A 17,082-nucleotide genomic window follows, 5' to 3' on the forward strand; every position below is an offset into this window, starting at 1 on the left:
GTCAGGAGCCGATCTTGCCGCCCTTGGCGTGCCAGGCGACCACCACGGACGGGCGGGGCTGGGAGGAGCCGCCGTCGGGCCAGTGGCTGGTGGGTGCCTCGGGGGTGGCGCCGGTGGTCTCACCGGGGTGCTGCACGGCCACGAAGACGCTGCGCTGGTCCGCGGTGACCAGCGGGCCGCAGGTCTCCGCGCCGACCGGCACGCTCAGGAACTGCTTCAGGTAGCCGCGCTCGGGACCGCGGACCGGCATGGCGAACAGGCCGTCGTGGGCGCCGAGCTGGCTGCCGTCGGTGGAGATCCAGAGGTTGCCGTCGGCGTCGAAGGCGACGTTGTCCGGGCAGGAGATCGCCGAGACCTTGGACTTGTCGAACCCGGCGAAGTAGGTCGCCGGGTCGTTCGGGTCGCCGCAGACCAGGGGCAGGGACCAGGCGAAGGTCGTGGCCCCGGCGTCGTTGCGCCGCTCGACGATCTCCAGGACGTGGCCGTGCTTGTTGGCCGGACGCGGGTTGGCCTCGTCCACCTGGGCCGGGGTCCGGTTGGTGTTGTTGGTCAGGGCCACGTAGACGCCGCCGGTGACGGGGTTGCGCTCCACGTCCTCGGGACGGTCCATCTTGGTCGCCCCGACCTTGTCGGCCGCGGTACGGGTGTAGACGAGCACCTCGGCGGCCGTCATCCCGGGAACGTGCGAGACCTTGCCGGTGACCAGCGGGATCCACTCGCCCGAACCGTCGAACTGCCCGTCGGAGGGGAGCTTGCCGGTGCCGTCGATCTCGGTGGCCGGGCTGTCGCCGGTGAACTTCGCCACGTACAGCGTGCCGTCGTCCAGCAGGGTCCGGTTGTGCCGGTCGAAGCCCCGGATGTAGCGCTGGCGGGAGACGAACTTGTAGACGTACTCGAACCGGGAGTCGTCGCCCATGTAGGCCACCACCCGGCCGTCGGCGGCCAGGGAGGTGGTGGCGCCCTCGTGGGCCAGCCTGCCCAGGGCGGTGCGCTTGATCGGGGTGGAGTCGGGGTCGAAGGGGTCGATCTCCACGATCCAGCCGGTGCGGTTGACCTCGTTCGGGTGCTTGGCCAGGTCGAAACGCTCGTCGACCCGGTCGAACCTGCGGTTGCCGCTCGGGATGCCCGCGGTGGCGCTCACCCCGTACCGGGTGAGGTACGGCTTCTGCGCCTCGGGCACGCCGTTGCCGTTGACGAAGTACTGGTTGAAGTTCTCCTCGCCGCTGAGCACCGTGCCCCACGGCGTGGTGCCGCCCGCGCAGTTGTTCAGCATGCCGACCGGCGTGGTGCCCCTGGGGTCGGCGGCGGTCCTCAGCAAGGCGCTGCCGGCGGCCGGGCCGGTGAACTTCATGGGGGTGTGCACGGTGATGCGGCGGTTGTAGCGGCGGGAGCCCCGGGTGACCAGCTTCCACTGGCCGGACCCGCCCACCCGCTCGATCTCGACCACCGAGCCGCCGTGCGCGGCCATCCCGATCCTGATCTGCTCCTCGGTCGCGGCGGTGCCGTCCGTGTAGCCGCGGAACATCAGGTTCTCGTCGGTGTACTCGTGGTTGACCCAGAGCAGGCCCCGGTGCTGCCCCATCGGGAAGAGGGTGACGTAGTCGCAGTTGTAGCCGAACTGCTTGGCCTGCGCGGCGGCCGTCTGGTTCTCGAAGTCGAACGCGGGGGCGCCGGGCAGGACCGGGTCGCCCCAGCGCACCACGGCGGCCGACAGATAGCCCGAGGGGACCGTCACCCTGTCGTCGGTGTTCGGCGCGATGGCGGTGAAGCGAAGGCCGCCCTTCGGCCCGTGCCCGTGCCCGTTGCCGTGGCCGTTCCCGTGGCCTCCGCCGAAGGTGTTCGCGTCCACGTCAGGGTCGGCGAGGGCGGGGACGGCCGTGCCGATCCCGACGCCGGCGACGATGGCGCCCAGGGCGCCGGCGCGCAGCATGCCGCGACGGGTCATCGCCTCGGCGACCACGTCGCCGAAGTAGGTGTTGTCGCTGGTGTTCGTCACATCGTGGGCGCACTGGTCACCGCAGCGGAACCGGCAGGTGAGCGCGCTGCGTCCACCCTTGTGAGGGCTCGTGAGCAGGGGGAGCAGTCGGCGCGGCGACATGTTCGCCACAGGGTCCTCCAAAAAGGGGCGAGGTCTTCCGGCCCGGAGGCTACGCGGGCCGGCCGAACCCGGGGTGAACGACGTTTGCCCAGATGATGAACCGTTCGCCGGGATGGGCCACCCGGTGGTGCCGTCCCGGGCCAAGGCTCCGGCGGGCATCATGGAGGGCGTGCCACCTCACAAACCCGACGCGGCCAAGGTTCGCGCCGCCCTCGACACCCAGCTGAGCACTCTCGACGAGCCACCCTACGACGGGCCCGGCGGGCTCGCGGCGCTGCTGGGCGCCTGCGTGAGCGTGGTGCTGCGAGCCTTCGAGCGGGGCATCCGCCCGGAACGGGAGATCACCCGCTTCGCCGTACGGCACCTGCTGGACGAGCTGGCGACGGCCGCCCCGGGCCGGACCGTCGAGGTCCGGGTCCCGCCCTACGCGGCGGTGCAGTGCGTCGAGGGCCCCCGCCACACCCGGGGCACTCCCCCCAACGTGGTGGAGACCGACGCCCGCACCTGGCTGGAGCTCGCCACCGGCGCCCTGACCTGGTCCGAGGCGACGGCCGCCGGAAAGATCGCGGCGAGCGGCGCCCGCGCCGACCTGTCCGGCCACCTGCCTCTCCGGTAGCGGCCCTCCGGCGGGCCCTGCTACCGGGCCCTGCTACGGGGTCGGCACCTGGACGCCGAACCTGTCCTCGATGCAGCGCCGCTGCAGCTCCGGAGGCAGGTTGACGCAGTCGCCGACCCTGCTGTAGAGCCAGCTCAGGAACACCGCGGCGATCACCAGGGTGAGCAGGCTCAGCGCGATCCCCACCCAGGCCCGGCCCGGCCTCGACTTCTTGGCGAGCGCGACGATGCCGACGATCAGGCCGACGATCGCCACCAGCACGCCGAGGCCGCAGACGACGAGCGACACGATCGCGACGATCCCGAGCACCAGCGCGGCGGTGCCCAGCCCCCCACCGGCCCTGCGCCCCTCGTCCGGGTACGCCGGGTAGGGCGCGGCGTGCGGGTAGCCGGGCGCGCCCGGAGGTGCCGGGTACGGTGTGCCGCCCTGGGGCGGCTGGGAGGGACCGGTCGTGGCCGACGGCGGCACGCCGGGGCCGCCGTAGGGCTGCCCGGCCTGCTGCGCCTCCCCGTACGTGGGCCGCTCCCCGTGCCCCGGCCCCCCGTACGTCTGCCGCGGGGCTCCCTGGGCTCCCGGGGCGGGTGGCCGGTCCGCCTGAAAACCGCCGGCGGCCCCTGCCGCCCCTGCCACCCCTGCGGCCCCGGCCGACGCGGCGGCCCCCGCGCCCCCGGAAGACTCCCGCGAGGCCGCCGGTTCCTCAGCGAACGGGGACCGCTCGGCGGACGGGGACTGCTCTTCGGACGGAGGCTGCTCGTAACGCGAGGGCGGGGCGGAGGCGGCCGGGGCCTCGGGACGGTCCGTCTCGGGACGGCCGGACTCGCCGGAGGTCTCCGGGGCGCTCTCCCAGCCGGGGTAGGCGAGCGGCGTGGTGCCCGGCACGGTGTGAGGCTGCCCCTCCGGCTGCCCTTCCGACGCTGCGTGCGAGCCGCCCGCCTGGTCGGGCGGGGGCACCTCCGGCGCGGCCGGTGTGTCCGGATGCGGCGGGACCCGTGGTTCGGCGGGAATCGAGGACGGCGGCCAGGTCGAGGGCTCCTCCGGGTCGGGAACGGGTGCCTCGGGGTCCGGCTCCTTCCACGGCTGCGGGGTCGACGGCACCGGGGGCGTCGATCCCGAGCCCCACACGGCCTCCTCGCCGGACTCCCTGCCCGGCGGCTCGGCCCTGCCGGAGATCTCCGTCCACCCGGCCGACCCGGCCCCGCCGGAAGACGCGGCGGAACCGGCCCCGCCGGAGGGCTCGGCGTAGCCGGAGGACCCGGTGCCGCCGTAGGACCCCGTACCGCCGGAAGGCCCCGCGCTCCCCGAGGGGTCGGTCCACCCGGTGGGCTCGCCCGCCGGGGTGGGGGGTTGCCGCCACGTGGGCGGCTCGTTCGAGGGAGGGACGGGCCAGGCGGCCGGTTCCGGGGCGGCGGGCTCGTGCTCGCCGGGGACCACGGCCTCCTCCGAGGCGCCCGGCGGCTCCTCCGGACCGGCCCCCTCCTGGTCGGAGCGCCTGTCCCGCGGCACCCGCCGCGGGTCGGACTCGTTCGGGTCCACAGGTGTTGTCACGTCTCTTCTCCCGACGCTCGGGCATGCCGGATATCTCACACTCCCCTGTCAGCCATCGGCGAAACAGGCTGACACGGCAAAACACCGATGATCGTTAGGTCAGGGTGCGACATGCCACGGAACGGACCCGGGGTGCGAGCAGGGAAGAAGCCGACCTAGAATGAAGCATGTGCTGAAGGGCGACGGCCATCTGAGCCATGACCTTGACCCCCGCGACCGGCCTCCGAAGGACGCATGTGGCGTCTTCGGTGTGTGGGCCCCCGGGGAGGAAGTCTCCAAACTCACCTACTACGGGCTGTACGCGTTGCAGCACCGCGGTCAGGAGTCCGCGGGCATCGCGGTCAGCGAGGGCAGCAGGATCCTCGTCTACAAGGACATGGGCCTGGTGGCCCAGGTCTTCGACGAGTCCGTGCTCGGGACCCTCCGCGGTCACCTGGCGATCGGGCACTGCCGCTACTCGACGACCGGATCGAGCGTCTGGGAGAACGCGCAGCCGACGCTGAGCTCGACCGAGTCCGGCGGGCTCGCGCTCGCCCACAACGGCAACCTGATCAACACCCCCGAGCTGTCCAGGCGCCTGGCCCCCGGTTCCACCCGGGCCACCACCGACACCGAGGTGCTGACGACGCTGCTGGCCCAGGATCGCGGCCAGTCCATCGACGACGCCGCCGCCGAGCTGCTCCCGCAGGTCAGGGGCGCCTACTCGCTCGTCTTCATGGACGAGAAGACCCTCTACGCGGCCCGTGACCCGCAGGGCGTCCGCCCGCTGGTCCTGGGGCGTCTGGAGCGCGGCTGGGTGGTCGCCTCCGAGACCGCGGCGCTGGACATCGTGGGCGCCACGTTCGTCCGCGAGATCGAGCCGGGCGAGCTGATCACCATCGACGAGCGCGGCGTGCGCTCGCGCAGGTTCGCGCTCGCCGAGCCCAAGGGTTGCCTGTTCGAGTACGTCTACCTGGCCCGCCCCGACACCACGATCGCCGGGCGCGGCGTGCAGACCACGCGCGTCGAGGTCGGCCGCGTGCTGGCCCGCGAGCACCCGGTCGAGGCCGACCTGGTCATCCCGACCCCCGAGTCGGGCACCCCCGCCGCCGTCGGCTACGCCGAGGAGAGCGGGATCCCCTACGGTCAAGGTCTCGTCAAGAATTCCTACGTGGGCCGGACCTTCATCCAGCCGTCCCAGACGATCCGCCAGCTGGGCATCCGCCTGAAGCTCAACCCGCTGAAGGAGGTCGTCGCGGGCAAGCGCCTGGTGGTCGTGGACGACTCGATCGTGCGGGGCAACACGCAGCGGGCGATCGTCAAGATGCTGCGCGAGGCGGGCGCCCTGGAGGTCCACGTCCGGATCTCCTCCCCGCCGGTCAGCTGGCCGTGCTTCTACGGCATCGACTTCGCCACCCGGGCCGAGCTGATCGCCGGTTCGCTCAGCGTGGAGGAGATCCGCGCCTCGCTCGGCGCCGACTCGCTCGGATACATCTCGCTGGAGGGCCTGACCGCGGCCACTACGATCCCGGCCGACCGGCTCTGCCGCGCCTGCTTCAACGGCGACTACCCGATCCCGATCGACCAGGACAACGTGGGCAAGTACGTGCTGGAGGCCAAGCGTTGAGCGGGCCGGGCGCGCAGAGAGAGGCTTCATGACCAGCTACGCGGCCGCCGGAGTGGACATCGACGCGGGCGAGCGCGCCGTCGAGCTGATGAAGGCGAAGGTCGCGCGGGCCCGCAGGCCCGAGGTCGTCGACGACGCCAGCGGCTTCGCCGGGCTCTTCGACGCCTCGGCCCTGCTGTCGTACCGGCGTCCGCTGCTCACCACGTCGACCGACGGCGTCGGCACCAAGGTCATGCTGGCCCAGCGGCTCGACAAGCACGACACGATCGGGATCGACCTGGTCGGCATGGTCGTCGACGACCTGGTGGTCTGCGGCGCCGAGCCGCTGTTCATGACCGACTACATCGCCTGCGGCAAGGTGGTCCCCGAGCGGATCGCCGAGATCGTGGGCGGTGTCGCCGAGGGCTGCCGCCTGGCGGGCTGCGCTCTCGTGGGCGGGGAGACCGCCGAGCACCCCGGTGCCATGGAGGCCGGCGAGTACGACCTCGCGGGCGCCGCCACCGGGGTGGTGGAGGCCGACAGGATGCTCGGCCGCGACCGGGTCCGCGCGGGCGACGTGGTCCTCGCGCTCGCCTCCTCGGGCGTGCACTCCAACGGTTACTCACTGGTTAGGCACATCATCGACCGGGCGGGGCTCTCCCTGGAGGCCGAGCTGCCCGAGCTGGGGCGGACGCTGGGCGAGGAGCTGCTGGAGCCGACCAGGATCTACTCCCTCGACTGCCTGGAGCTGGCCCGCGCGGTCGACGTCCACGCGTACGCCCACATCACCGGCGGCGGCCTGGCGGGCAACCTGTCACGCTCGCTGCCTCCCGGCCTGGACGCGCTGCTCGACCGCTCGTCGTGGACCCCGCCGGCCGTCTTCGAGGTGCTCGCCGGGCACGGCGGGGTGGCCCAGGCCGACATGGACCGGACGTTCAACCTGGGTGTGGGCATGACCGCGATCGTCCCCGCCGAGGCCGTGGGAGCGGCCCTGGCGCTGCTCGGGGAGCGCGGCCTTCCCGCCTGGGTGCTCGGCGAGATCGTCGAAGGCTCGGGCCAGGCGCGTTTCCGCTGATCCGCCCGCCTTCCCGGCGAAGGCGACCCCCGCTCCGTCCCCTCCCCGCGAGGATGGGACGGGGTGGGGGTATCCGCCCGGGTACGGCGAAAAGCGCTCCGGACCACCGGAGCGCCGCATGTCGTCGACTCGCAGCGAGAAGAACACCCGGCGGCCTGTGCTCACCGCCGGGTGCCCTGCTCACGTCAACCTGAAATCCGCCTAGCGGCGGCCGGATGTCCCGTCGTCGCGGTCATCTCCGGAGCCGAAGTCATCGGCGTAATCGGCGTACCGATCCGCCAGCTCGTCGTAGGCGTCGTTGGAGTCGTCATTGTGGTTGGAGTCGTCTCTGACTCCGAGCTCGTCGCGCAGACGCTCAAGATCAGTGCCACCGCTGTTGTACTTCAGCTGGCGAGCAACCTTGACCTGCTTGGCCTTTGCTCGGCCGCGCCCCATTGGCTCGACCCCCTCGTGTGGGGTCGTGCCCGACCCCTCGTCGCTAACGCACCACGCACTGACGCCACCTGACTTAGGCGTCAGCTCTCGTTCGCCTACAACCGTACCCGTTTTACGCCCGGCTCGGTACGTCGTATGGGCGTGTGGGGCTAGTGGCCCAGCCAAATGCCCCTAATTCGCCCGACTTCCGACATTCTGCGCTCAGCCAGCCTATCGGCTGCGACCGCCGGAGGGACGCCATCCTCCGCCGCGCTGGAGAAGATCTTGAGAGTCGTGTCGTAGATCTGGGTGGCCTTTGCCTGGGCCCGCTCCATGTTGAATCCCTTGATCTCATCCGCGACCTGGATGACGCCGCCGGAATTGACCACGTAGTCGGGCGCGTAGAGGATCCCGCGGTCGGCGAGTTGCTTCTCCACACCGGGGTGGGCCAGCTGGTTGTTGGCCCCGCCGCAGACGATCGTGGCGCGCAGGCGGGCCACCGTCTCGTCGTCCAGCGCCCCGCCGAGGGCGCACGGCGCGTAGACGTCGACGTCGGCGGCGGTGAGCTCCAGCCGGTCGGCGACGACCTCGACCCGGGGATGGACGCTCCGCAGCCGTTCCACGGCCCGCTCGCTCACGTCGCAGACCACGACCTCCGCGCCGTCCTCGATCAGGTGCCCGACCAGCCGGTGGCCGACCTTGCCCACCCCCTCGACGCCGACACGCCGACCGCGCAGCGTCGGGGTCCCGTAGGTGTGCTCGGCGGCGGCGCGCATGCCCTGGAACACGCCGAGGGCGGTCAGGACCGACGAGTCGCCGGCCCCGCCGTTGGCCAGCGTGCGGCCGGTCACGTAGGAGCACTCGCGGGCCACGATGTCCATGTCCTCGCTGTAGGTGCCCACGTCGCACGCCGTGTAGTAGCGGCCCCCGAGCGACTGGACGAACCTGCCGTAGGCGCGCAGCAGCGCCTCGCTCTTGTCCTTCGCCGGGTCGCCGATGATGACGGCCTTACCGCCGCCGAGGTCGAGTCCCGCCAGGGCGTTCTTGTAGGCCATCGCCCGCGAGAGGTTGAGCACGTCGGCCAGCGCGGCCTGCTCGCTCTCGTAGGGATAGAACCTGGTGCCGCCCAGGCCGGGGCCCAGGGCGGTGTTGTGGATGGCGATGATGGCGTGGAGGCCGCTGCGCTCGTCGGAGCAGAAGACGACCTGCTCGTGCCTCGCCTGGCCGGTTGCCGGGCCCGCGTCCTTGTGGGACAGCCCGAAGACGTCGGTCACTGTGGTGACTCCCAGTCGTTCGTTACCGCCGCACCGTCGCGGCGGAGATCACCCTCAGCGTAACCACATGTCCGTAAAGGCACGACGTGCGGGAACGTCCCATCTCAGTGTCCGAGACGGTGCCCACGGAAGCAGGTCCGCTACGGACAACGGCCGGTCCTTCGTGACACGATGCGGTCGTGCTGCCCTACGCCGCGTACCTCCGCGTCTACGAACCGCTGACCGCGTTCGCCCCGGCGGAACGCGTCTCGTGGGCCGCCTACGCCGAGGCGACCGACCGACCGCGCCGAGCGAGCGCCCTCCACGCCGAGCACGGCGAGGCGGTGCGGCGCCTCCTGGGGGTGCCGCCGTCCCCGGCACCCGCCCAGGAGAGCCCCAACGCCTATCTGAGGCGCGTGGAGGAGGTCCTGTACGTCTGCCCGTGGCAGAGCAGGCTGAGGTCCTGGCTCGCCTTCTCGCGCTTTCGCGGGGCGACCCCGCCCAAGCTGATGGAGCGCTTCGTCCCGCCCGCCGTCGCGGAGCGTACGGCCGACGACTTCGACCGGTTCAAGCGCCGCACCGACTCCGCCGCGCTGCGCACGCACATACGTGGCTCCACCTGGCACGTTCCGACCTCGTGGTTCGTCCCCTTCGACGGCAACGAGCGCTGGCTGGTCATCGACGGCGCCGAGGGCACGGGGGGCACGACCACCACGCGCAACCTGATCTACGTCACGTCCATGGCCCACGCCAGGCGACGCAGCGCCCGCGCTCTGCAGATCATCAGGAGGCAGGTCGGCGAGGTCTCGGTCACCGCCGACGTCGAGGACGTGGCGCGCTGGCTGGAGGAGTTCCACCCGCACTCGCTGGTCGAGCTCGACTACGGCGGCATCGTCAACCTCATGGACGACGAGACGCTCCAGGCCGACGAGTCCGTGGCGGAGCTCGCGGCGGCGCTGACGGGTCTGGAAAGAGGCGAGGAAGAACTGGCGTTCGCCATGTACCAGCGCGTCATCCTCCGCTGGCGATCAATACAACTTCTCGAATCAGCAAACTGAGTCGCAAATCATCCCTTCGACCTGCGTAAGTAGGTCCGTCGATGACCGGGGATGCACCTACGAACTGAGTAGTTTGCCGTTTTCACTGCGATACCACGAAACGTGTCGCTAGAATCACCGAGCGTGACAACAACACGTGCACAAGAGAGATGAGTCGCTCAAAGACTCGCCAATCGCTCTACGTGGCTGTATGGTCACATCGGGTGATGCCGCATATGGCCCAAACAGCCGCACGCATGGGCCATAGGCGGACATCCGTGACAAGCGTCAAGTCGCAGGATCGCTGTCGCCGGTCCACATGGAGGAGAGGCCGCACAAATGTCAGCTCGTACACCCGAGGCAGAGCCGCTGCTCACCCCGGCGGAGGTCGCAACCATGTTCCGCGTCGATCCCAAGACCGTGACCCGGTGGGCTAAGGCGGGCAAGTTGACGTCCATCCGCACCCTGGGTGGACACCGCCGGTACCGGGAGACTGAGGTTCGCGCACTGCTCGCGGGGATTCCGCAGCAGCGCTCAGAGTAAGACGGGGGCCGTCACTGACCTAGGGGGATTGGTGCGCGCTCACCCTTTGAGCGTGTAGGCCACACGGGTTTGTGGGGAGCGGCGTCGCCCGCCCGGCGCCGCCCCAGCACGTGCCCCGCCCTCCGGCACCTACTTAGAAAGATCGAGCACCTGCTCCCGAACGGCCCGGTGGTGCCTGTCTCAGGGACCTTCCTGGCCGTCCGCCTCGGGCCCGTGCCGGTCCGGACGGCTCGCCCGGTCCCGGACCAGGTCGTCCAGCAACTCGGCGACCTGCGGGTCGTGCTCGGCCGCCGCGCCGAGCAGCGCCACCATCTGACCGACCAGCATGCGTTCCAGCGCCGGCCGCTCGATGTCGCGGCGCTCCAGCCAGTCGAGGCCCGCGGTCTCGACGGAGGCGATCCACGAACGCAGCGTGACGCGGAGCACGGGACCCGGCTCCTCGACCCGCATCTGCTTCATGATCAGTTTGAGCAGCCGATGCCTGACCGCGTCGACGACCTCCCCGATCTCGCCGCTGCTGTTGGCGGGACCGCCCTTGAGCAGCGCGGCGAAGCCCGCCGCGTGTTCCTCGACGAAGTCGAAGTATCGGCTGAGGCCGTCGGCCAGCTCGGCCAGCGGGCGCCCGTCGCCCTGCGGCCGGAGCCTCGCCTCCAGCTGGGCCGCGGCGCTCTTCAGCGCGGCGACGTAGAGCTCCTGCTTGCCGCCGAAGTAGTGGTAGACCAGGGCACGCGACGCGCCGGCCGCGGAGGCCACGTCGTCGATCGAGACGTATTCGGCGTCACGCCTGCTGAACAGCTCCAGGGCCGCCGCCATGAGCTCCTCGCGGCGCCGGTCGACGCTGAGCCTGCGCCGCGCCGGGCGCGCGTTCCCCGTCACGGGTTTCGCCCGTTCGGCGGCTCCGGATGTCGACCCCACACCGGGAACCCTATCGGAGCCGATCCGCCCGGCGGCGGGGTCAAGATCGGAGTTCCCTTCCGCGCAAGCCGTACCCCATTCGGAACTCGATCGTTTTGTGTGACAGGTGCCCATCCACCATCGCGGGGGAGAGCCATGTCAGGACCGCCGGTCAACACCACCGTCACCCGAGCCCGCGGGTTCGCCGAACCCGTCATGTCCGACGGGGGCGCCGGGCCACGCCCCAGACCCACGATCCGCAACGTGGCCGAAAGGGCCGGTGTCTCCAAATCACTGGTCTCGCTCGTCCTGCGCGGATCGCCCCACGTCAGCGAGCATCGCCGCCAGGCCGTGCTCCAGGCGGCCAGAGACCTCGGCTACCGGCCCAACGCGGTCGCGCGCAGCCTGGTCGAGGGCCGTACCCACCTGGTCGGCGCGCTCGTCGCCGACCTGCACAACCCGTTCTACGCGGAGTTCCTGGACGGCCTGCAGGAGAGCCTGCACGGCGACGGGCTGAGGCTTCTCATCGGCAACAGCCAGTGGGACCCCGCGTTCGAGGACGAGGCGGTCGAGGCGTTCCTCGAACTGCGCGTCGACGGGCTCGTCCTTCTCGGGATCGCCCCCACCAGCGGGACGCTCATCGAGGCCACCGGCTACACGCCGACCGTGGTGGTGGGCGAGCGCGACATCGACCTCGGCGGCGTGGACATCGTCGTCGACGACGACCAGCTCGGCGCGCGCCTGGCCATCGACCACCTCGTGGAGCTCGGCCACCGCAGGATCGCCCACATCGAGGCCGCGGGCATCTCCTCCGGACGCTTCCGGTGCGAGGGCTACCTGGTCGCGATGCGCAGGCACTCCCTGGCGCCGTACATCATGGTCGAGGAAGGCGAGTCCAGTGAGGAGGGAGGCGCGCGTGCGGCCCGCAGCCTGCTCACGCGCGACCCCCGCCCCACGGCGATCTTCGCCGCCAACGACCTGGTCGCCATGGGCGTGCTGTCCGCGGCCGCCGAGCTGGGCCTGCGGGTTCCCGAGGACCTGTCCGTGGTGGGGTACGACAACATCCACCGCGCCGGGACCCAGCCGATCTCGCTGACCACCGTGGACCAGCCGCGCCGCGCCATGGGCCGCTCCGCCGCCGCGCTGCTGAACGACCGGATCGGCGACCCCGGCAAGGCCTCGCGCCTGCGCCAGGTCGCGCCGCAGCTGGTCGTACGGAACAGCACGAGTTCCACCGAACGCTAAAGAGCCTGCCTGGAGCGTTACAGGGCGCCCAGGCAGGCTCCATGACCTCCCCAAATCCGGGTCAACATCGTGAACGGCGGCGCGTCGCCGGTATTGACTCTGGCCGAGACGAGGGGGGTAACAATGCGTGATCCGGAACTGGTGTCATGCGCCCAGCGGGCCGCCGCGGAGCTTGAGCGGGCGTGGGCGCACTGGCGGGCCGCCCGGGGCCGCAACGGCGACGCCGGGGCTGAGTCCGTGGCCAGCTACGTGGCCCATTCGATCGACCATCCCTGGGGGCGGCCCCGCGTGGTCCTCGGGCTGGACGCCGAGGACGCCAGGGAGCTCGCCTCGCTCCTGCAGCAGCCGGAGGCCGGCGAGCACGCCTGGTGACGGGCTGGTACATATCGCGACAACGGCCGTGTCACGGTCCCGGGCCACGTAAGTTGGGTGGTTGACGACTTCCTTGGGGGCGATGAGCGTGACCGGTAGAGCAATCGCGGCGACCCTTGTCCTGTGCGGGCTCGGCGTCGCCGCCTGCGGCGGGACCGCCGCGGGCACGGACCTCGCGCGGGAGCGCGGGCCCGTCCCGCCCGCGGCCGGCACGGCCGCGGCCCCGGTGGCGAGTGGCCCGACCGGGGCCGCGGGCGATCACGCCGCGACCCCCGCGACCGGGCGGAGCGGCCAGGGGCGCGCGCCGCTCAGCGGCAAGGTCGTGGTCATCGACCCCGGTCACAACGGGCAGAACTACCGCCACCCCGCACAGGTCAACAAGAAGGTCAACGTCCTGACCCAGTGGAAGCCCTGCGACACCACGGGCACCGCCACCGCGAACGGCTACAGCGAGGCGGCCTTCACCTGGGACGTCTCACAGCGGCTGGCCAAGATCCTCAAGAGCCGGGGCGCGACGGTGAAGCTGACCCGCGACAGCAACTCCGGCGTCGGGCCGTGCATCACCCAGCGGGCCGCGATCGGCAACAGGGCGAAGGCGGACGCGGCGATCTCGGTCCACGCCGACGGGTCGAGCACCGCCAACCACGGCTTCCACGTGATCATGCCGGAGAAGATCGGCGGACCGGTCGACCCGGTGGTCAAGGCCTCCAGGAAGCTCGGCCTGGACGTGCGGGACGCTTTCAAGCGCGGCACCGGCCTGCCGTACTCCACCTACATCGGCAGGGACGCCCTCGACTACCGCGACGACCTCGGCGGCCTGAACCTCTCGACGGTCCCCAAGATCTTCATCGAGTCCGGGAACATGAGGAACCCCGCCGAGGCGGCCAAGTTCCAGCAGCCGGCGTTCCGGCAGAGGATCGCGCTCGCCCTGGCGAACGGGCTGCAGCAGTATCTGGGACGGTAGGAGCCCCTCAGGTCGTGACAGCGCCTGTCAGCGCGTGTCAGCGGCCCGGAGGGCCGTCCAGGCCCAGGGGTTCGAGGTTGTCCCGTGCCGGGTGGCGGCGCGCGGCCGGGCCCGCGGCGAAGGCCCGCAGGATGTTCACCGTGGCCCTGCGGACGAAGGCCCCGGCCCGCCTCGTGACGCCGTGGCCGCAGCGGGCGCCCCGCATGGCGCACACCCAGCGCATCGTGCCCGAGCTGAACACCGCGGCGCCGCTCGGCACGGTGTAATAGGCGCTGTGCGCGACCGTGGCGCGGCCCGCGCAGTTCACCGGCGACACCGACAGGACCTCCATCGGGCGCGGCACGCCCGCGCCGACCCTGTCGGTCTCCACGCCCACCATCCCGGGGAAGGTGGTGCCGCGCCGCACCCCGGTCCCCTTGAAGATCCAGTTGCCGGGGCGCCTGACCACGTAGGCGGACTCGGAGGGGAAGCAGTCGTACATCGGTCCGGTCAGCGAGCTCTCCGGCCTGCCGGTGGCGCGCCACAGGATCGTCCCGGGGTCCTCGGCGGCGTCCTTGTGGCAGACGACCAGGCGGCGAGGGCCCAGGCGTGTCGCGGCGAGCCGGACCCGCCAGTAGACGGCGTTGGCGCCCAGGAAGGCGAGGTTGGTGCCGTGGTCCCTCGCGGTCTCGACGGTGCGGCGCATGCCCGGCGACCAGTACTCGTCGTGTCCCAGTGACACCAGGCCCCCGGCCCCGTCGAGGACGCGCGGGTCGCGGTCCAGGTCCAGGCTCGTGAGGTAGGCGAGCGGCAGGCCGCGGCGCTCGGCGAGCTCGATGGCGTCGCGTTCCATGTCCAGGAAGAGCCGCGCCCCCGAGGCGTCGTACGGGCGGTCGAAGCTGACCGCCCGGGACCGGTCCCCGAAGCCGCCGGGGCCCCGGTAGAGGCTGCGGCCGCCCCAGCCGTTGTACGCCTGCCAGGTGGTGACCGCGTTGACGACGACCAGGCGTCCCCGGGTCGAGGCGGACCTGACGGTGAGGGGGACGTAGCGCCGTCCCCCGGTGGCGGCGTCCAGCCGGATCAGGTAGGAGCCCTCGGGCCAGCCCGTGGTGTCCACCTCGGGGCCGGGCCTCCAGTGGGCGGCGGTGACCGTCCCGGTGGCGGCGACCGTCCTGGGCGGCGCCTGCCTCGTGCCGGGCAGGCCGGAGGCCCGCCAGACCTGCCTGGCCCCCGCTCCGCCGTACCAGCCCATCCGGAAGGCCCTGGCGGTGTAGCGGGCGGCGGTGGTGGAGACGTACAGCCGGAAAGCCTGGCCCGGCAGCACGCTCACCCGGTCGGCGAAGCCCTCGATCTCGTGCTCGGCGCCGCGCCCACGCAGCCGCCAGCGAGGGTCCCCCTCCTTGGCGTTCTCCGCCGCGGTGGCGCCGGCCCCCTCGGCGCTCCGTATCGGGGAGGAGGGCGCCGTGGGAGTGGGCGAGGGCGGCGAGGGCGGGGTCGCGGGGCGCTCGACGGTGGCCGAGCAGCCGGCGGCCAGCATGATCGCCACCAGGACCGCCAGCGGGGTGCGGGCCGGGTGCCCGGACGCTTGGGACATGAGCAGCAGCATGTCCGCGCGAGGGGCCTTTCCCTGTCCTCCCGCGCGGTACTTGGGCGGTTCTTGGTTCCCTGTCCGGGGTCGCCAGGGTAAAGGGCTTATTTCTCTGGCGGTTTGGCATGATTTAAGCCATGACTGACCTCCTACCGCTCCCCTCCGAGCTCACCCCTGCCGGCGGTTTCCTCGGCCTGCCCGGCGGGGTCGTCGTCTCCGGCCCCGCCGAGCTGACCGACGCCGTACGCCTGGCGCTCGCCGTGCTCGACCCGCGTCCCGGCGAGGCGGGGACGATCACGGTGGAGCCCGACGCCTCGCTCGGCGCCGAGGCGTACGTCCTGGACGTGACGGACGGGGGCGTGCGGATCGCGGCCGGGGACCGGGCCGGGGCCTTCTACGCGGGCCAGACGCTGCGGCAGCTGCTGCCGGCGGCGGCGTTCCGCGCGGCGGCCGGTACGGGGGCGAGCTGGAGCGTTCCCCTCGGCCGGGTGCGGGACGCGCCCCGGTTCTCCTGGCGCGGGGTGCACCTGGACGTGGCGCGGCACTTCATGCCCAAGCGCGAGGTGCTGAGGATGGTCGACATCATGGCGGTCCACAAGCTGAACCGCCTGCACCTGCACCTGGTGGACGACCAGGGGTGGCGGGTCGAGAGCCGCCGGCACCCCCGGCTGCACGAGGTGGGCGCGCACCGCCCGCGCACGATCACCAGCTACTACAAGGAGGAGCCGACCTTCGACGACGTGCCGCACGGCGGCTACTACACGCTGGAGGACCTCGCCGAGATCGGCGCCTACGCGCGGGCCCGCGCCGTGACGGTCGTGCCCGAGATCGACGTGCCGGGACACGCCTCGGCGATCCTCGCCGCCTACCCCGAGCTCGACGCCCGCGCCACCGGGGGGCGGCGGCCCGAACCCTTCACCGTGCTGGAGCGCTGGGGCATCTCCCCCGCGATCCTGTCCCCGCTGCCGGAGACGGTCGACTTCCTGACCGGCGTGATCGAGGAGATCACGGACGCGCTGGGCGAGGTCCCGTACGTCCACATCGGCGGGGACGAATGCGTGCTCGACGACTGGGCCGCCTCCCCCGAGATCGTCGCCTTCCAGGCGGAGCTGGGGCTGGGGAGCGTGAGCGACCTGCACGCCTGGTTCCTGCGCCGGCTGGCGGACGCGCTGGCCGAGCGCGGCAGCAGGGCGGTGGTGTGGGACGAGGCGTTCGTCAGCGGCATGCTCAGGCCCGACACGATCGTGATGCCCTGGCGCGGGCAGGGGGTGGCCGGGCGTGCCGCCGCCGCCGGGCACGACGTGGTGCAGACGCCGGTCTTCCCGCTGTACTTCGACTACGCGGAGGCCTCCTCCGAGGAGGAGCCCGTGGCGATCGGCGACGCGATCACCGTCTCGGACGTCGCGGCCTTCGTCCCGGCGCCGGAGTCGTGGACGGCCGGGGAGCGGGAGCGCGTGCTCGGGGCGCAGTTCCAGCTGTGGAGCGAGCGGCTGCCCGACGGGCGCGCGGTGGACTACCGCGCCTGGCCCCGGGGATGCGCGCTGGCCGAGGTCGCCTGGTCGGGCGCGGCCGGGGCCGGGTTCGACGCCCGGCTGGAGGCGCACCTGGGCCGCCTCGACGCGCTCGGCGTCGAGTACCGGCCGCTGACCGGCCCGCGCCCCTGGCAGCTCGGCGGGACCGGCCACCGGCGCCACCGCCCGGGGGCCGTCAAGGTGGACGAGGTCATGAAGCACCTGGAGGAGATGACCCACGAGGCAGACTCGACCCGTCCCAGCATGTGACGGTCTTCTTCTTCCGGTTCTCGACCGCTCGGCTTTTCCGGTTCTCGGCTTTCCGGTGCTCGGCCGGCCCTGCCGACGGGGGGCGGGCGCGTG

At 72.1% G+C, this 17,082-nt stretch carries 15 protein-coding genes; 9 read left to right on the forward strand and 6 right to left on the reverse strand.

The window, feature by feature from the left end; translation table 11 throughout:
* Window position 1: 1 nt before the first annotated feature.
* A complete protein-coding gene (locus ACFYWM_RS36285) occupies window positions 2-2,098 on the reverse strand; it encodes a PhoX family protein (protein ID WP_389923736.1) in 2,097 nt (698 codons plus the stop codon).
* Window positions 2,099-2,258: 160 nt separating this feature from the next.
* Here ACFYWM_RS36285 and ACFYWM_RS36290 point away from each other — a divergent pair, with 160 nt between their 5' ends.
* Entirely contained in the window at window positions 2,259-2,714 is a 456-nt protein-coding gene (locus ACFYWM_RS36290) for a sterol carrier family protein (RefSeq protein WP_389923739.1), read from the forward strand.
* A gap of 33 nt (window positions 2,715-2,747) precedes the next feature.
* On the opposite strand, the gene ACFYWM_RS36295 is transcribed toward ACFYWM_RS36290, so the two are convergent.
* Window positions 2,748-4,259 (reverse strand): hypothetical protein, encoded by a 1,512-nt coding sequence (locus ACFYWM_RS36295; protein WP_389923562.1) that lies wholly within the window; start codon window positions 4,257-4,259, stop codon window positions 2,748-2,750.
* Between the two features lie 160 nt (window positions 4,260-4,419).
* On the opposite strand from ACFYWM_RS36295, the gene purF reads away from it, so the two are divergent.
* Window positions 4,420-5,865, forward strand: coding sequence for an amidophosphoribosyltransferase (gene purF, locus ACFYWM_RS36300; RefSeq protein WP_389923564.1), 1,446 nt, complete (start codon window positions 4,420-4,422; stop codon window positions 5,863-5,865).
* Between the two features lie 28 nt (window positions 5,866-5,893).
* The gene (purM, locus tag ACFYWM_RS36305) at window positions 5,894-6,919 is read left to right on the forward strand and encodes a phosphoribosylformylglycinamidine cyclo-ligase (protein ID WP_389923567.1); all 1,026 of its coding nucleotides are present in this window, start codon (window positions 5,894-5,896) and stop codon (window positions 6,917-6,919) included.
* Between the two features lie 201 nt (window positions 6,920-7,120).
* Here the strand turns inward: purM and ACFYWM_RS36310 are convergent, their stop codons facing one another.
* Both ACFYWM_RS36310 and ACFYWM_RS36315 read right to left on the reverse strand, forming a co-directional pair.
* Window positions 7,121-7,354: a DUF3073 domain-containing protein gene (locus tag ACFYWM_RS36310; protein WP_344747622.1), complete on the reverse strand. Its 234-nt coding sequence runs from the start codon at window positions 7,352-7,354 to the stop codon at window positions 7,121-7,123.
* 149 nt (window positions 7,355-7,503) lie between these two features.
* Window positions 7,504-8,607, reverse strand: coding sequence for a Glu/Leu/Phe/Val dehydrogenase (locus ACFYWM_RS36315; protein ID WP_389923570.1), 1,104 nt, complete (start codon window positions 8,605-8,607; stop codon window positions 7,504-7,506).
* Between the two features lie 179 nt (window positions 8,608-8,786).
* Here ACFYWM_RS36315 and ACFYWM_RS36320 point away from each other — a divergent pair, with 179 nt between their 5' ends.
* Window positions 8,787-9,644 (forward strand): hypothetical protein, encoded by an 858-nt coding sequence (locus ACFYWM_RS36320; protein WP_389923572.1) that lies wholly within the window; start codon window positions 8,787-8,789, stop codon window positions 9,642-9,644.
* Between the two features lie 318 nt (window positions 9,645-9,962).
* Window positions 9,963-10,166 carry a developmental transcriptional regulator BldC gene (gene bldC, locus ACFYWM_RS36325; RefSeq protein WP_013133571.1) on the forward strand — a complete coding sequence of 68 codons (204 nt, stop codon included), beginning with the start codon at window positions 9,963-9,965 and terminating at the stop codon, window positions 10,164-10,166.
* Between the two features lie 180 nt (window positions 10,167-10,346).
* Here bldC and ACFYWM_RS36330 read toward each other — a convergent pair whose 3' ends face one another.
* On the reverse strand, window positions 10,347-11,081 hold the full coding sequence (locus ACFYWM_RS36330; protein WP_389923575.1) for a TetR/AcrR family transcriptional regulator: 735 nt from the start codon (window positions 11,079-11,081) through the stop codon (window positions 10,347-10,349).
* Between the two features lie 135 nt (window positions 11,082-11,216).
* Here ACFYWM_RS36330 and ACFYWM_RS36335 point away from each other — a divergent pair, with 135 nt between their 5' ends.
* The 3 genes from ACFYWM_RS36335 (at window position 11,217) to ACFYWM_RS36345 (ending at window position 13,641) form a co-directional block, all read left to right on the forward strand.
* On the forward strand, window positions 11,217-12,305 hold the full coding sequence (locus ACFYWM_RS36335; RefSeq protein WP_389923577.1) for a LacI family DNA-binding transcriptional regulator: 1,089 nt from the start codon (window positions 11,217-11,219) through the stop codon (window positions 12,303-12,305).
* Window positions 12,306-12,428: 123 nt separating this feature from the next.
* Window positions 12,429-12,677, forward strand: coding sequence for a hypothetical protein (locus ACFYWM_RS36340; RefSeq protein WP_389923580.1), 249 nt, complete (start codon window positions 12,429-12,431; stop codon window positions 12,675-12,677).
* A gap of 88 nt (window positions 12,678-12,765) precedes the next feature.
* Complete coding sequence (locus ACFYWM_RS36345; protein ID WP_389923583.1) at window positions 12,766-13,641, forward strand: N-acetylmuramoyl-L-alanine amidase; 876 nt, start codon at window positions 12,766-12,768, stop codon at window positions 13,639-13,641.
* A 37-nt stretch (window positions 13,642-13,678) separates the two neighbouring features.
* Here ACFYWM_RS36345 and ACFYWM_RS36350 read toward each other — a convergent pair whose 3' ends face one another.
* Window positions 13,679-15,214: a N,N-dimethylformamidase beta subunit family domain-containing protein gene (locus ACFYWM_RS36350; protein ID WP_389923586.1), complete on the reverse strand. Its 1,536-nt coding sequence runs from the start codon at window positions 15,212-15,214 to the stop codon at window positions 13,679-13,681.
* Window positions 15,215-15,345: 131 nt separating this feature from the next.
* Here ACFYWM_RS36350 and ACFYWM_RS36355 point away from each other — a divergent pair, with 131 nt between their 5' ends.
* Entirely contained in the window at window positions 15,346-16,989 is a 1,644-nt protein-coding gene (locus ACFYWM_RS36355; protein ID WP_389923588.1) for a beta-N-acetylhexosaminidase, read from the forward strand.
* Window positions 16,990-17,082: the final 93 nt, after the last annotated feature.

It is taken from the genome of Streptosporangium sp. NPDC002721 (assembly GCF_042888905.1).
In the GTDB taxonomy this organism is placed as follows: Bacteria; Actinomycetota; Actinomycetes; order Streptosporangiales; family Streptosporangiaceae; genus Streptosporangium.

Coding starts and splice junctions, on each gene's coding strand:
- ACFYWM_RS36335 (WP_389923577.1), top strand. CDS start 11,217: ATGTCAGGACCGCCGGTCAACACCACCGTCACCCGAGCCCGCGGGTTC.
- bldC (WP_013133571.1), top strand. CDS start 9,963: ATGTCAGCTCGTACACCCGAGGCAGAGCCGCTGCTCACCCCGGCGGAG.
- purF (WP_389923564.1), top strand. CDS start 4,420: ATGAAGCATGTGCTGAAGGGCGACGGCCATCTGAGCCATGACCTTGAC.
- ACFYWM_RS36290 (WP_389923739.1), top strand. CDS start 2,259: ATGGAGGGCGTGCCACCTCACAAACCCGACGCGGCCAAGGTTCGCGCC.
- ACFYWM_RS36310 (WP_344747622.1), bottom strand. CDS start 7,354: ATGGGGCGCGGCCGAGCAAAGGCCAAGCAGGTCAAGGTTGCTCGCCAG.
- ACFYWM_RS36340 (WP_389923580.1), top strand. CDS start 12,429: ATGCGTGATCCGGAACTGGTGTCATGCGCCCAGCGGGCCGCCGCGGAG.
- ACFYWM_RS36355 (WP_389923588.1), top strand. CDS start 15,346: ATGACTGACCTCCTACCGCTCCCCTCCGAGCTCACCCCTGCCGGCGGT.
- ACFYWM_RS36350 (WP_389923586.1), bottom strand. CDS start 15,214: ATGTCCCAAGCGTCCGGGCACCCGGCCCGCACCCCGCTGGCGGTCCTG.
- ACFYWM_RS36285 (WP_389923736.1), bottom strand. CDS start 2,098: ATGTCGCCGCGCCGACTGCTCCCCCTGCTCACGAGCCCTCACAAGGGT.
- purM (WP_389923567.1), top strand. CDS start 5,894: ATGACCAGCTACGCGGCCGCCGGAGTGGACATCGACGCGGGCGAGCGC.